Genomic DNA, 14,785 nt, shown 5'->3' on the forward strand with positions numbered 1-14,785 from the left:
GAGCCCGATGCGCGCCTTCTAACACCATGTCTCTGCCTGAATCTTCGCCTGCCTTCTGAGCAGGTGAAGCACGAGACAGCTTTCAGGACACCGTGATGAGCGCCCTCCCGAACTGCCCGGCCTGCAATTCCGAATTCACCTACGACGACGGCATGCAGTACGTCTGCCCTGAATGTGCCCATGAGTGGTCCAAGGAAGCCGCCGTCGAGGAAGCCGGCCCGGTATTCCGCGATGCCAACGGCAACGAGCTGGTCGATGGCGACACCGTCACCGTCATCAAGGACCTGAAGATCAAGGGCACCTCCTCCGTCGTCAAGGTCGGCACCAAGGTCAAGAACATCCGCCTGGTGGATGGCGATCACGACATCGACTGCAAGATCGATGGCGTCGGCCCGATGAAGCTGAAGTCAATCTTCGTCAAGAAAGCCTGATTGGCCTGCTGCCTGACACGACGATGCCCCGCCTGCGCTCTGTGCGCGACGGGGCATCGTCGTTTGCGGACTGTCGTTTGCAGACTATCGTTTCAAGCCCGTCATTTCCGGCTTGCCAAGGCGCCTTGCTCGGCCCGCTCTAGCTAGCACTGACCCGCTCCAATTCGCTCTAGCCCGCTTCAGCCCACTACCCGTGCAAGTGCTCACTCACTCCTCAGGCGACGTCTTGTCGAGCGGCGTGACCTTGGACAGGCGTATGCGGCGCTGACCGCCGACCTCGAATTCAAAGCGGCCACTCACCTGGACCTCGCGCCCGATATAGGCACCGATGCGCTCCGGTGGCAGCAGTTCCAGGCGCTGCTGGCTTTCGCCTTCCAGCCAGTAGCGGTTGGGCACGTCTTCGCTGCGCACCCTGCCCTGCACGGCCACCTGCTCGCCCTGCCAGGCCTCGGAGTGTTCCAGCAGCGTCGCCACGCTGGTAGAGCGCGGGCCATTGACGCCATCGCATCCCGCCCCGGCCATCAGCATCACCGCCACGGTTACCATCACCAGCCAGTGTTGCATCCCCTTGTTCATCTTCATTCCTCGCGCGACTGATACTTCATCGGGGGCTACCCGCTCGCTCATTCACTCGCTTGCGGCTTGAGAGGACTCGGGCAACGGCCCGGCAGTCGAGTTCCTCGCCCTCGCGTCGAATGGCGATCTCTCGTGGTCACCCAGACGCACCTGACGCCTGACATGGACTCATGCACAGTCTGACAGCTGCCACGCGAGGCGATAACTCCCTGACCAATAGAATCAGCCATCAGGATCAGTCCTCAATGCAGGCCGTGAGGCGCCGCGCCACCCGCCAGCCCCATCACGACTCTGAGGCCTGTCATGCTGAGGCATGGTCGCCGTGCGCGGTGTCTGCGGGCACCGCCCTTGTCTCGCGCGCCCGCCGCACCTATATCATTGCCCGCAGGGGCACACCGCGCCATCGACGAGACGTGAATGACGCGCTTCGTCACATCGCCCTGCACACAACGCCCTGCCGGCACCTCATCAGGAGAATCACATGAAGACAGCCAAGGTGGCCTATATCACCGGCGGTGCTCAAGGCATCGGCCGCGGCATCAGCGACTACCTGCTCGCCCACGGCTGGCGCGTGGCCGTGGCGGATATCGATGCCGAGGCAGGCCAGCAATATCGGGAGATGAAGAAGCGACAGGCGAGCGGGCTCGCAGAGGAGTCTGCAGCGCCGTCGGGGGAGCAGCCCGCAGAGGACATCGGCAAGCGCCTGCGTGTGTTCACACTCGATGTGCGTGACGAGAAATCCGTGGCCGCCAGCATCGCGGCTACCTGCGAGGCCTTCGGGCGGCTGGATGCGGTGATCAACAATGCCGCGATCGCTGATCCCTTCCAGGGCAAGCTTGAGGAGTTGTCACTCGAGCGCTGGCATCAGGTGCTGGATACCAGCCTGACCAGCAGCTTCCTGACCGCCAAGCATGCGGCGCGTCATCTGCGCGAGACTGGCGGCAGCATCGTCAATCTGGCCTCCAGCCGCGCCCTGCAGTCCGAGCCGCACAGCGAAGCCTACGCCGCCAGCAAGGGCGGCATCGTCGCCCTCACCCACGCCATGGCGATGAGCCTGGGGCCGGAGATTCGCGTCAATGCCATCAGCCCGGGCTGGATCGATGTAAGCCGCCTGCAGAAAAGCGGCGAGGCCGAATCACTGAGTGACCAAGACCACGCCCAGCATCCCGTCGGGCGCGTCGGCCATGTCGATGACATCGCTGCACTGGTGGCCTTCCTGATCTCGGACAAGGCCGGCTTCATCACCGGCCAGAATCATGTCGTCGATGGCGGCATGACGCGCAAGATGGTTTACGCCGACTGACAGAACAAGGCCGACTGAGACGATAAGGCCGACTGATACGATAAGGCCGACTGATACGATAAGGCCGACTGAGACAACAACGCCTGACGCGATTGCACGTCAGGCGTTGTCAGTGCTTGATCTGCGTCCGGTTTTCCCTGAACGCTCAACTGCGGACTTGTCTCGCGCAGGCCGAGGGTCACACTGCGTGCGGGGCCAGCCACTGCTTGAGCTGACCGGCCTGCATCACGCCGGATTCGCGCGCCAGCTCCTTGCCCTGCTTCATCACCAGCAGCGTCGGAATGCTGCGGATGCCGAAACGACCGGCCAGCGACTGCTGGGCTTCGGTGTCGATCTTGGCGAAACGCACACGGGTGCCCATCTGCGCGGCGACTTCATTGAAGATCGGCCCCATCATCTTGCACGGACCACACCAGCTGGCCCAGAAGTCGATGACCACCGGCATTTCACTGCGCACCACCAGAGCCTCGAAGTTGTCGCTGGTCAGGTCCAGCGGCTCCTTGGGCAGCACGGCGGCGCTGCACTTGCCGCAGCTGGGGTTATCATCCAGACGCGGGGTGGCCACACGATTGAGAGCGAGACATTGCGGACAGGCCAGCACGAGGGATTCAGACATGATCGGACTCCAGAGAAAGGGGGATGCGGTACGCCATGTGGCGGTCAACCGTCAGACGCGAACCGATAAGCGCAGATCATACGACTCATGGGCCAGGAAGCAATTGAGCCGCCTTATCGCCGTGATTGGCTGACTGTATGACCCCGCCTGATCTGAACAAACGCCTGACCTGAACGACCGCCTACCCTCAACCTGAAGGGCCCCGCCAGTCACGGCGGGGCCCTTCAGGTTGAACACACCCAGTTGAACACACCCAAGAGTCGGTCAGATGCTGGCCAGCCCGAACTTGATGCACAGTGTCACCAGCACCAGCAGGAAAAGCGTTTCCACCACCATCAGGATCACCGGCTTCCAACCGACCACCGCCAGCTTCTGGAACGACGTCTTGACGCCCAGCGCGGCAATCGCCGCCACCAGACACCAGCGCGACAGGTCGGTGAAGCCTTCCACGGCGACGCTCGGCACCCAGCCGAGGCTGTTGATCAGCACCAGTGCCACGAAGGCGATCAGGAAGGTGGGGAACATCGGCACCTTGCCGCCCTCATCGCCATTGGCCTGGCGCGCACTGCGGAACAGCAGCATGAAGACCATCACCGCCGGCACCAGCATCGCCACCCGCAGCAGCTTGACGAAGGTCGAGACGTCCCCGGTGTGCTCGGAAATGATGTAGCCCGCCCCCACCACCTGCGCCACATCGTGGATGGTGCCGCCGAGGAAGATGCCGGCCTCGGCATCATCCAGCCCCAGCAGTCTGACGATCAGCGGATAGGTGATCATCGCCACGGTCGAGAGTGTGGTCACCCCGACCACGGTCATGATGGTGTGGCGCTCACTGGTGGCGTTGCGCGGCATCACCGCCGACAGCGCCAGTGCCGCCGAGGCACCGCAGATGGCCACCGAGCCACCGGTCAATAGCCCCATGTCGCGGTCCAGCCCCATCACGCGGGCCAGCAGCGCGCCGAACAGGATGGTCGCCACCACCCCGAGCACCACCGTGATCACCGGGCCGAGGCCGAGACTCGCGACCTGCTCCAGGGTGATGCGCACCCCCAGCAGGGCCACGCCGAGACGCAGCACCGTCTTGGAGGCGAACTCGATGCCCGCCTTGCATGGCCCCTCCTCGGAGAGAAAGTGCAGCGACATGCCGAACAGCAGCGCATAGAGCAGCGTCGGGCCGCCGTAATGATCGGCGATGAAGGTGGTCGCCAGCGCGATGATGATGCAGATCAACAGGCCCGGCATGATGGTGCGCACACGCCCTTCCAGGGTCCGCCACAAGCTGGTGGGCGGGGTAGGTGTGTCGTGCAGTGATGAACTGTTGTCAGTGGCCACGCGAATTCCTCAAGCAAACCGGCAAGCGATGACGGGCAAGATGCTCCGCCGCGATGTGTTGTTCAGGCACGAAGGCCTGTCAGCTGGCCTGAGCCATGTCCACTCTGGCGGCCTTGATCATGTCGGCGGCCTTCTCGGCGATCATGATGGTCGGCGCATTGGTATTGCCCGACACGATCACCGGCATGATCGAGGCATCCACCACACGCAAGCCCTGAAGACCGTGGACACGCAGTTCGTCATCCACCACCGCCAGCGCATCGTGGCCCATCTTGCAGGTGCCCGCGGGGTGATAGATGGTCTGGCTGAACTGGCGCGCGGCCTCGAGCAGCTCCTCATCACTCTGATATTGCACGCCCGGCACATACTCCTCGCTGATCACCGAGGCCAGCGGCTCTGCCTGGGCGATGCGTCGCGCCACCTTGATGGCATCGACCACCACGCGGCGGTCTTCCTCGGCGCTGAGATAGTTGGGCTGGATGGAGGGATAGACACTGGCGTCGGCGCTGGTGATGCGCACCTGGCCGCGGCTGTGCGGACGCAGCTGACACACCGAGGACGTGAAGGCCGAGAACGGATGCACGCCATCGGCGGGCTTGTCGGCACTCAGCGGCTGCATGTGGAACTGGATATCCGGACGCGTCAGCCCCTCGCGGGATTGGGTGAAGGCACACACCTGACTGGCTGCCAGCGTCAATGGCCCGGTGCGCGTGAAGATGTACTGAGTACCGACCGCCAGCTTCTTGAGCGGATGACGCACTTCATCATTGAGCGTGCGGCACTGGGTCTTGAACACCAGGCGTACCTGCAGGTGGTCCTGGAGGTTTTCGCCGACGCCCGGCAAGGCGTGCAGGCATTCGACGCCGACACTGGCCAGATGCTCAGGCTCACCGATACCGGAGCATTGCAGAATCTGCGGGCTGCCGATGGCGCCGCTGGACAGCAGCACCTCGCGCTCGGCGCGCGCCGTGTGGATCGTGCCCTTCGCCTCGTATTCCACTCCCACTGCGCGCTTGCCTTCCAGCAACACACGGCGACAGTGCGCATGCTTGACCAGTGTCAGATTGCTGCGTGTGAGCGCAGGACGCAGGAAGGCCTTGGCCGTACTGCAACGCAGGCCCTTGTATGTCGTCTGCTGGAAATAGCCGACCCCTTCCTGGCGCTCACCATTGACGTCCTTGTTGAGCGGAATCCCCGCCTCCACCGCCGCCTCGATGAAGCGTTCGGCAATCTCACGCTTGAGGCGCAGGTCAGAGACATGCAGCGGCCCATCGGTGCCGTGCCACTGATTGGCACCCCGCGACTGACATTCCGACTTGCGGAAATACGGCAGCACCGATTTGAAGTCCCAGCCCTTGTTGCCTGCCGCCGCCCAGTCGTCGTAGTCCTCATGCTGGCCGCGGATATACAACAGGCCGTTGAGTGAACTGGACCCGCCCAGCACCTTGCCGCGCGGCCACTGCAGGCGACGGCCATTGATCCCCTGGTCAGGATCGGTGAGATAGCACCAGTCGGTCGCCGGATTGTGCATCGTCTTGAAATAGCCCACCGGCACATGGATCCACGGATTCCAGTCCGAGCCACCGGCTTCCAGCAGCAACACCTTGATGGAAGGGTCTTCGCTTAGACGATTGGCTAGCACGCAACCGGCTGAACCCGCACCGATCACGATGTAGTCATAGGCGGCTGATGCATCTGCATTGGCGTAACGTGTTGTTTTCATTATTTTATATACCATATCGAGACATATTGTCTCATAATCATGGTATCAAAATTTGAATTCGTCAAATACGAAACGTATTGTCTCAATATCTTTGCCAAAGCTGAAAAAGTGCCCTACATTGAGATTTGAAACGCCGGTAACGGTACTTTTCGTCTCGTTATACAACCAACTATGTAAGACGAACTAGCGAGAACGACACAGACCGCCATCAATGGCAGTCACCAGAGAGGCCAGAAGCAGGGCTCATGGGCTCTGCAGACATGTTTGGAGAGAGTTTGAGGAGACTCTGAAGAGACTTTGGGGTGTTTTGGAGAGGCTTTGAAGAAATAGCGGATATGTCTGACAAGCGCTCCAGCGCTCTCTGAAGAGACACGCTCTGAACAGGCACTGCGAAAACGCCTGACAAATAAAGACGGGCAAATCAGGACAGCAAATAAGGACGGATAAACAAGCACTTGGCTAAAGAAGTGATCAGCCGACTGCTTGCCAGACACGCAACGGAACAAAGAATCGCACCGCAAGAACCACAACAACGCCAGAATAGGGCCGGGGAAGACGACATCTCAGCCCAGCCGACAGACCAGTATCCCAACACAAAAGCAAACACAATACCGGGAGCACTACCATGCCATCGCCACTCAGCAAACTGTCACGCCGTGACTTCCTCGACATTTCGGGCCGCTTCGGCCTGACCTCGACCCTGCTGGCCGCCACCGGCCTCGGCGCAGGTCTCACCGCGTCCACGCTGGCGCGCGCCGCCGACCAGGAGCAGCAGCGCCGCTACAAGACAGCGCCCAAGTTCCAGCTGCGATTCGGTGCCTCGGGCTTCAATGAGCGCAACCTCGACATCCAGAAATCCGGTCAGCTGTTCTTCGCACGTGATCTCGAGGAGCGCACCAACGGCGCGATTCGCGTCGAATTCATGGGCAGCAACGAGGTCTGCAACCAGCTGGACTGCGTCGGCAAGACCCAGCAGGGCATCGTCGACATCTACTCGGCCTCCACCCAGAATTCCTCGGGCAGCGCGCCGTATCTGAACGTGCTCGATTTCGCCTATCTGTTCCCCACCGTCGCCTCGATGTTCCACTTCTTCTATCACAAGAAGAGTGAGCAGCTGCTGCGTGAACCGCTGCGCCAACGCCACAACCTGCAGTTCCTGTTCACCCACTGTGACCTGCGCGGCATCATGCTCGGCCTCAAGTGGCAGGACAAACCGCTGGTCACCAGCATCGATGACCTCAAGGGCACCAAGAATCGCGTCACCGGCACCCAGATGGGGCGTATCGCGATGGAGCAGCTGGGCCTGAACCCGGTGCCGGTCGCCTGGGAAGAAACCCTTGATGGCCTGCGCCAGGGCCTGCTGGATGGCGCCGAGACCTGGATGAGCGCCGTAGCCTACGCCGGCATGGCACCGGTGGTGTCCCAGGCCGTCGACCTGCGCTTCTTCGCCGGCACCGAGCACACCGGCATGAGCCTGCCCAAGTTCGACAGCCTCGGCTCCGAACTGCAGGACCAGGTGATGGAGTCCGCCTACTGCGCGCAGATCTTCACCCAGGGCATGAACGAGGCCGGCCGCTTCGAGATCGTCGGCGCCACCGAGCACCCTGCCGCCGGTACCGTCTTCGCCGAGAACAATGTGCGCGTGGCACCGCTGTCTGACGCCGAACGCTCACGCGCCGAACAGATGTGCTCGCCGGAATTCAATCCCGAGCCGTGGGAACAGTGGCGTGAACGCCTCAACAAGTGGTCCGGCGGTCTCGACATCTATCAGGAAATCCACACCATCGCGCGCGAGATTCCACGTGATGTCGCCGCCGTCAACGTCAAGCCGCAGCGCTGGTGGAGGGGGTAATGGGCGATACCACCATCTTCAGCCAATCGACGAAGCAACCTGCCATCAAGAAGGCCGCGCCCTGGGCGCGTCCCTTCCTGTGGCTGGATGCCCATCTGGAACAGGTCGTGATTCTGATCGCCTATTCCGGCATGGCCGGCATCATCTTCGTCGAAGTCATCCGCCGCTTCTTCTTCGGCCTGCAGGCGCCGTGGAGCACCAGCATTCCGGTGCTGCTGTTCCTGTGGCTGACCTGGTTCGGCGCCTCGCTCAACGTCAAGAAACGCACTCACCTGAGCCTCAACGAGATCCGCATGAAGCTGCCGCGCGGCGGCCAGTTCGCCTGCCTGATTCTGGACGCCGTGCTGTGGATCGGCTTCGGCATGATGGTGATCTACTTCACCACCACCCAGGTGACGCTGGCCTACGACAACTACGCCATCGTACCGGGCACCGACAACGTCATGCAGTGGTGGTTCTACCTCGCCACGCCGCTGGCATGGGTGATGATCATCTACCGCGTACTGCAGAACCTCTACGCTGACTGGTCACGTTATCGCCGCGGTGAATCCTTCAACCTGCAACCGTCCATCATGGACTGAGGAGATCAGCATGACTGACGGTACCTGGATATTTCTTATCACGGCGGGCGTGACCAGCTTCTTCCTGCTTGGTGTGCCCATCTTCCTGGTCATCGGCCTGTGGGTGGTCGGCACCAGTCTGGTGATCGACTTCACGCTGGCCAATGTCGGCGTCACCCTCTTCCAGGGGCTGAGCTTCTTCGGTCTGCTGGCATTGCCGCTGTTCATCCTCACGGGGGACCTGATCAACGCGGCGGGCATCGCCAAGCGACTCTCCGACTTCGCCTACTCGACGCTGAGCTGGATGCGCGGCGGGATGGGCATGTCGACCCTCGGCGCCTGTGGGCTGTTCGCGGCGATTTCCGGCTCCAACGCCGGTACCACCGCCACCATCGGCTCGATCATGCAGCCCGAGATGGTCAAGAACGGCTATGACGAACGCTTCGCCGCTGCCACGGCGGCTTCCGGCGGCACCGTGGGCATCATCATTCCGCCCAGCATCATCTTCATCGTCTACGGCTTCATGATGAACCTGTCGATCAGTGACCTGTTCATCGCCGGCATGGTGCCGGGTGCCTTGATGGTGGTCGCGATGATGGGGGCCTGCTACCTGGTGGCACGCAAGAATGGCTGGGGCCAGCTGCAGCCCTTCAAGGCCGGGGTCAGTGCCAGGCTGGCGCGCAAGGCCTACCTGGGCTTCGCGACCATCGGCGTGGTGGTCTACGGCATCTACTCGGGCAAGTTCTCGCCGACCGAAGCCGCCGCGATCACCGTAGGCTTCACCATGATCGCGGGGCTGTTGATCACTCGCGAGATCAGCCTCAAGAAGCTGCCGACCATCATGCTGCGCTCGGGTCAGATCGCCGGCATGCTGGCACCGCTGATCGCCATCTCGGTGGTCATGCAGCAGCTGCTGTCGGTGCTGGGTGCCGGTCAGGCACTGAGCGAGATGCTCAGCGGCATCGACAACTACTACCTGACGCTGGGCACCTGCATGCTGATCATCCTGCTGGCGGGCATGATCCTGGAGAGTCTGCCGGTGACGATCATCCTGGCGCCGATTCTCGCGCCCATCGCCCAGCAGGCTGGGGTCGACCCGATCCACTTCTCGGTCATCTTCCTGGTCGGTGCCGCCATCGGCTTCGTCACGCCTCCCTTCGGGCTCAACCTGTACGTGGCCAGCAGCATCACCGGCATCTCCTACGTCAGACTGGTGAAATACGTGATTCCCTATTTCATCGCGTTGATCGCCTGCTGGCTGGCCATCTGCCTGATGCCTTCCCTTTCCCTGTTCCTGGTAAACCTGTAACACTAGCCTCATCGACAGCCCCGCAAGGGGCTGTCTTCGTCTCATCACGCAAGCCATCAGCGGATGTCGGCCTGCGTGATGAATCGATGCACTGACGCCTTGCCACCCTGCCCCTGTCGGCCGCGCTGATCGCCCACGACATGCCCCCGACAGTCAGGATGAGGACACTAGATGAGCAAAGACATCACGACGAATTCGACCCTCTTTCGGGCCCTGAGCCTGCTGGAAGACATCGTCACCACCCAGCATGCCGTCAGCGCCGCCGATCTCGAGAAGCGTTTCGACATTCCCAAGCCGACCATCCACCGCCTGCTCAAGCAGCTGGAAGAGCAGCAGCTGATCAGTCGTGATCTGGATGGCCGTCACCTGCTGCCCGGCCCGCGCTTTCGGCGCATGTCGCTGGGGGCACTGGCCAATGAAGGCCTCAAGGTACCGCGCCGCGTCCTGCTGGAACGGCTGGCCAGGGAAGTCGGCGAAACCTGCAACCTGACACTGCTCGATGGCCACGAGGTGATGTATTACGACCGCGTGGAAACCAACTGGCCGGTGCGCATCCAGCTGGCCCCCGGCTCACGCCTGCCGCTGCATTGCACCGCGAGTGGCAAGCTGTTTCTGGCGCTGATGCCGCTGCACCGTCGCCGCGCCCTGCTCGCCCATCTGGCGCTGGAGGCGCACACACCCTGCACCCTGACCTCGCGTGCCACGTTGGAAGAGGCGCTCGACACCGTGGTGCGCAATCAGCTGAGCACCGATGATGAGGAGTTCATCCAGGGGATGGTCGCCATCGCGGTGCCGGTCTTCGATGAGGTCGGCCAGATCCAGGCGACACTGGCGATCCACGCACCGCGCCTGCGCCATTCCATCGACTCCCTGCTGGAGTGGGCACCGCTGATGCGCCAAGTCGCCACTGAGCTGGAAGGCACGCTGTGACTCAGGCACCTCAGTGACGCTGAGAAGGGAGCATGCCCCGAGCACAAGAGGGAGCATGATCAAAGCGAAAGATGGAGCATGATCAGAAAAAAGCTCGCCCCACAGACCGTCACTGTCTGTAGGGGCGAGCTTTTTCACGTGCCGCCCTGATGTGCCTCCCTCGGCTCAGGGCGTCGGCACCACCACCACCGGAATGCTGGCGCGCTTGATCACCCCCTTGGTGACCTTGCCCGCATAGGAGGCCACGAAGCCGCGCTTGTTGGTGGCCATGATGATCATGTCGCAGTCATGGCGCGTGGCGTAGCGGATGATCTCCGAGGCCGGATAGCCCTCCACAACATTCAGCCCGGCGATCACCGGGCGCGGGTCGCCGTCGTCATGGGTGCTCCAGAAGTCCTCCAGCATCTTTTCCAGATTTTCCTGCGCCTGATCGAGCCGCTGCTGCATCAGGCCCTCCAGTGTCGGCTTGTGGCGGATGTTGACCTTGAGGGTGTTCATCACGTCATCCGAGAGTGACTTGACGGCGTGCAGCACGTGCAGCTCGGCGCCCGTCGCCCCCGCCAACCACACCGAGCGCGCCAGTACCCGCTCACAATCTCCGCGCAGACCTACACAACACAGAATTCGTTTGACTGCCGGCATCATCCTTCTCCTCGTTCATTGCAGGGCTAGCGTACGGATGGCGCTTCAGTACCCCATCACCCTGGGTAACCACAGCGAGATTTCAGGCACATAGGCGATCAGGAAGATGGCCGCCACCGAGCCCGCCGCGAACGGCAATGCCTTCAGGGAAATCTCCTCGATGGAGGCGCCGCCTATCCCCGAGGCCACGAAGAGGTTCTCCCCCAATGGCGGCGTCTGGAAGCCGATGGCCAGCGCGCAGACCACCACGATGCCGACGTGCACCGGGTCCATCCCCAGCATGTACATGATCGGCAGCAGCACCGGGGTGAGAATCATAATCGCGGCCAGCGTCTCCATGAACATGCCGACGAACAGCAGGAAGAAGATGATCATCGCCCAGATGAGGTAAAGGTTGTCGGTCATCGCCAGCATGCCCTCGGCGATATGGGCCGGCACGCGCTGCTCGACCAGCAGCCGCCCGAAGACCGTCGCCGTGAACAGGATCAGCAGCACGCGACCGGTGATCCAGGTGGTGGTTTCCAGGGTGCGCAGCGTCGGCTTCCACTTGAGTTCCTTGTGCAGGAAGATGCCGACGATCAGGGTATAGACGATGGCGACGATGGCAGATTCGGTCGGCGTGAACAGACCGCTGTAGATGCCGCCCAGAATGATGAAGGGCGCCAGCATCGACCAGATGCCCTTCTTCAAGGTGGCGCGAATATGCGTCCACGACCAGCTGTTGGTCAGCCCGCGATAGCCGCGTTTCTTCGAGATCACATAGTTGATCGTCAGCAGGAAACCGGCGATCACCACACCCGGCATGACGCCGGCGATGAACAGTTTCGGGATGGACAGTGTCTGGAAATCCCCGTGCATGGCCACCGCTTCGGGCGGCGGCTGCAGGCCCATGCCGGAAATCCCGAAGATCACCATCGGGATCGACGGCGGAATCACCACCCCCAATCCACCGGATGAGGCCGTGATCGCCGAGGCATAGCCACGGTCATAGCCGCGCTTGGCCATCGCCGGAATCATCAGCATGCCGACCGCCGCCGTGGTGGCAGGCCCTGAGCCGGAAATCGCGCCGAAAAACATGCAGGCAAATACCGTGGCGGCGGCCAGTCCGCCCGTCACCGGCCCGGCGAAGGCCTCGGCGATATCGACAAGACGCCGCGAGATGCCGGCGGCCTCCATCAGCGCCCCAGCCAGAATGAAGGCCGGCAAGGCCATCAGCGGGAAGGAGCCCACCGAGGTAAAGGCGATCTGCACGAACGCCATCGGGTTTTCATCGATGCTCAGATAGGTCGCCAGCGCCGCGACACCCAGCGAGACGGTGATCGGTGCGCCAAGCACCAGCAGCAGGAAGAAAACGCCAAACAGGATGTAGATGATGGTGGAATCGATCATGACTTGCCGCCCTCCTGTCCTTCACTGCCCTGTCTTTCACTGACCTGGCCATCATCACCCTGCTTCAATTCCTCCATTGCCTGGGATTCCGGGTCCACGATGTCTTCCTTGCGCACGAACTTGAGATAATTGGTCTGGATGATGCGCACCGTCATGGCGGTAAAGGCCAGCGGCAGAATCAGATAGAAGTACTTCATCGGCACACCCAATGTCTGTGACTTCCAGAACAGATTCATCTTGTTGAACACGAAGTCGTAGCTGTAATAGATGAACACCGCATTGAAGGCGATCCAGATGATATCGGTCATCACGCCGCAGACGGTTTCCACCCATCGCGGCAGGAATCGAAACTGGAAGGTCACACGGTTATGCGCCGACATGCGTGTGGCGTAGACGGCGCCCAGATAGGCAAACCACACGAAGGCATAGGTCGCCAACTCGTCTCCCCAGGGAATCGAGTAGCTGAAAAGGTTACGCAGCATGATCTGCGTGAAGAGAATGATGACGAACACCACCAGCAGGAACTGGCAGAGATAGTTCTCGAGATTATCCAGAAACTTCAACAATACCCGCATGGATACACATCCCCCGACATCGCCAGCGATGACCACTTGACGCCACATCTCCCCTGCCAGCGATCACATGTCGACGACATGCTCTTGGCATGCTCATGACAGGTGCCGGAAGGCAGGGGAATCCGGGCGGGCCTTGAAAGCCTCAGCCGTTCAGGAGGTCTTCAGGGCGCGGTGGACGGATCGCGTCCGAGGGTCTCGAGCACTTCGACCAGCTTGTCGCGGCCGCCGATGCTGTCATAGAAGTCCGGCCAGATGCTGGAGGCCTTGGCGATCCATTCCTTCTCATCATTGGCGGGCTGGGTGATGGTCATGCCGTGCTCTTCCACCAGTGATTTCTTGATGGAATCCTCGGTGGCCAGCAGGTAGTCGTAGCTATGGGACGTCGCCTCTTCACCAGCGGCCAGCACCAGCTTCTGTTGCTCTTCGCTGAGACTCTGGAAGGTGCCTTCGCCCATGATCAGCGGCTCCATCGAGAACACGTAACAGCTGTCGGTGACGTGGTTCTGCACCTCATAGAACTTCATGGCATCGATGGTGATGTAGGGATTGTCCTGGCCATCGACGACGCCCTGTTGCAGGGCGGTGAAGGTCTCGGACCACGCCAACGGGTTGGGATTGACGCCCCAGGACTGATACGAAGAGATCATGATCTCGTTCTTGGGCACGCGGATGACCATGCCTTGCAGGTCCTCCGGGGAGGCGACCGCCTGCTTGGAGTTGGTCAGACGACGGCAGCCGGAATAGGCCCAGCCCAGAATGCGGATACCGGAATCACGCAGGGTGTTCTCGCGCAGCTCATCGCCGATCTTGCCTTGCGTCAGCGCCTTGGCATCGTCCGGGCCGTGGATGACATACGGCAGGGTCAGCACGCCGACGGTCGGCGAGAAGGGCGTCAGGTTGTTGATCGCCACCACGGACAGGTCAACGAGGCCCATGCTGGCGTTGTTGACGGTATCCTGCTCGCTGCCCAGCTGGCCGTTGGGGAACAGGTCCACCTTGATGTCGCCGCCGGATTTCTCTTCCACCAGGCTTGCGAAGGTCTTGCCCAGTTCATACTGGGTGCCGCCTGCCGCATCGCCGAGGGCCATCTTCCAGGTCGCGGCATTGGCGCCCGCGGCCATGCCCAGACTCGCGGCAGTCACCGCGATGGCCAGCGTGGTCTTTAAGGCGCCGGTGCGAGATACGCCAGCGCGAGTCAGCAAGCGGAGGTCTGAAGGGGTCTGTGTCGAGTCGATCATCTTGTCTGTCCCGTCGTTATTGTTGTTGCGGGCTCCTGACGGCTGCGCGTGATAGCGAGCGGGGTACTGCACCTCATATCGTCAATGACTTCGCGTCTGCACCACTCTCTTGCAGCGCATCATGTCATTCACGATTGCCATCACCTGCTCATCTACAGCCCCAGGAAAGGGAGTGTGAAATCGCGTCGTGCTTGAACTGTGCTTTCGTTGTACCTGCCAGATCACTTTCCCCCCGTGCGCCATTCCTCGATAGAACCAATCCGTCGACATCGATGGGACCAGCTCCGGCTGGCTATTGCTCTCCTTGCG

General features: G+C 61.6%; 14 protein-coding genes. 6 read left to right on the forward strand and 8 right to left on the reverse strand.

Features of this window, described 5'->3' with window-relative positions; translation table 11 throughout:
- Positions 1-95 precede the first annotated feature (95 nt).
- Positions 96-431 carry a zinc ribbon domain-containing protein YjdM gene (locus AC5WNJ_RS11765; protein WP_043331342.1) on the forward strand — a complete coding sequence of 112 codons (336 nt, stop codon included), beginning with the start codon at positions 96-98 and terminating at the stop codon, positions 429-431.
- Between the two features lie 207 nt (positions 432-638).
- Here AC5WNJ_RS11765 and AC5WNJ_RS11770 read toward each other — a convergent pair whose 3' ends face one another.
- Entirely contained in the window at positions 639-1,007 is a 369-nt protein-coding gene (locus AC5WNJ_RS11770; protein WP_495929763.1) for a hypothetical protein, read from the reverse strand.
- 481 nt (positions 1,008-1,488) lie between these two features.
- Between AC5WNJ_RS11770 and AC5WNJ_RS11775 the strand changes: the two genes are divergently transcribed.
- Complete coding sequence (locus AC5WNJ_RS11775; protein ID WP_495929764.1) at positions 1,489-2,310, forward strand: SDR family oxidoreductase; 822 nt, start codon at positions 1,489-1,491, stop codon at positions 2,308-2,310.
- 178 nt (positions 2,311-2,488) lie between these two features.
- Here the strand turns inward: AC5WNJ_RS11775 and trxC are convergent, their stop codons facing one another.
- The 3 genes from trxC to AC5WNJ_RS11790 all read right to left on the reverse strand — a co-directional run bounded on the left by trxC (position 2,489) and on the right by AC5WNJ_RS11790 (position 5,981).
- Positions 2,489-2,926 (reverse strand): thioredoxin TrxC, encoded by a 438-nt coding sequence (gene trxC / locus AC5WNJ_RS11780; RefSeq protein WP_495929765.1) that lies wholly within the window; start codon positions 2,924-2,926, stop codon positions 2,489-2,491.
- A 264-nt stretch (positions 2,927-3,190) separates the two neighbouring features.
- Positions 3,191-4,258 (reverse strand): YeiH family protein, encoded by a 1,068-nt coding sequence (locus tag AC5WNJ_RS11785; RefSeq protein ID WP_225347067.1) that lies wholly within the window; start codon positions 4,256-4,258, stop codon positions 3,191-3,193.
- 79 nt (positions 4,259-4,337) lie between these two features.
- Positions 4,338-5,981: a GMC family oxidoreductase gene (locus AC5WNJ_RS11790; protein ID WP_495929766.1), complete on the reverse strand. Its 1,644-nt coding sequence runs from the start codon at positions 5,979-5,981 to the stop codon at positions 4,338-4,340.
- 625 nt (positions 5,982-6,606) lie between these two features.
- On the opposite strand from AC5WNJ_RS11790, the gene AC5WNJ_RS11795 reads away from it, so the two are divergent.
- From AC5WNJ_RS11795 to AC5WNJ_RS11810, 4 genes are all read left to right on the forward strand, one after another.
- Positions 6,607-7,833, forward strand: a complete 1,227-nt coding sequence (locus AC5WNJ_RS11795; protein WP_176677586.1) for a TRAP transporter substrate-binding protein — start codon at positions 6,607-6,609, stop codon at positions 7,831-7,833.
- Positions 7,833-8,414 (forward strand): TRAP transporter small permease, encoded by a 582-nt coding sequence (locus AC5WNJ_RS11800; protein WP_495929767.1) that lies wholly within the window; start codon positions 7,833-7,835, stop codon positions 8,412-8,414. Before AC5WNJ_RS11795 ends, AC5WNJ_RS11800 begins: the two co-directional genes overlap by 1 nt.
- Positions 8,415-8,424: 10 nt before the next feature.
- Complete coding sequence (locus tag AC5WNJ_RS11805; RefSeq protein ID WP_495929768.1) at positions 8,425-9,702, forward strand: TRAP transporter large permease; 1,278 nt, start codon at positions 8,425-8,427, stop codon at positions 9,700-9,702.
- 171 nt (positions 9,703-9,873) lie between these two features.
- A complete protein-coding gene (locus tag AC5WNJ_RS11810; protein ID WP_495929769.1) occupies positions 9,874-10,632 on the forward strand; it encodes an IclR family transcriptional regulator in 759 nt (252 codons plus the stop codon).
- 165 nt (positions 10,633-10,797) lie between these two features.
- Here the strand turns inward: AC5WNJ_RS11810 and AC5WNJ_RS11815 are convergent, their stop codons facing one another.
- The 4 genes from AC5WNJ_RS11815 to AC5WNJ_RS11830 all read right to left on the reverse strand — a co-directional run bounded on the left by AC5WNJ_RS11815 (position 10,798) and on the right by AC5WNJ_RS11830 (position 14,476).
- Positions 10,798-11,274 (reverse strand): universal stress protein, encoded by a 477-nt coding sequence (locus tag AC5WNJ_RS11815; RefSeq protein WP_176677590.1) that lies wholly within the window; start codon positions 11,272-11,274, stop codon positions 10,798-10,800.
- A 45-nt stretch (positions 11,275-11,319) separates the two neighbouring features.
- Positions 11,320-12,663 (reverse strand): TRAP transporter large permease, encoded by a 1,344-nt coding sequence (locus AC5WNJ_RS11820; RefSeq protein WP_253061143.1) that lies wholly within the window; start codon positions 12,661-12,663, stop codon positions 11,320-11,322.
- Positions 12,660-13,238 carry a TRAP transporter small permease gene (locus tag AC5WNJ_RS11825; RefSeq protein ID WP_495929770.1) on the reverse strand — a complete coding sequence of 193 codons (579 nt, stop codon included), beginning with the start codon at positions 13,236-13,238 and terminating at the stop codon, positions 12,660-12,662. The genes AC5WNJ_RS11820 and AC5WNJ_RS11825 overlap by 4 nt, the downstream gene beginning before the upstream one ends.
- Positions 13,239-13,399: 161 nt before the next feature.
- Positions 13,400-14,476 (reverse strand): TRAP transporter substrate-binding protein, encoded by a 1,077-nt coding sequence (locus AC5WNJ_RS11830; protein WP_495929771.1) that lies wholly within the window; start codon positions 14,474-14,476, stop codon positions 13,400-13,402.
- Positions 14,477-14,785: the final 309 nt, after the last annotated feature.

Source organism: Cobetia sp. PDI-23MA, assembly GCF_059507735.1.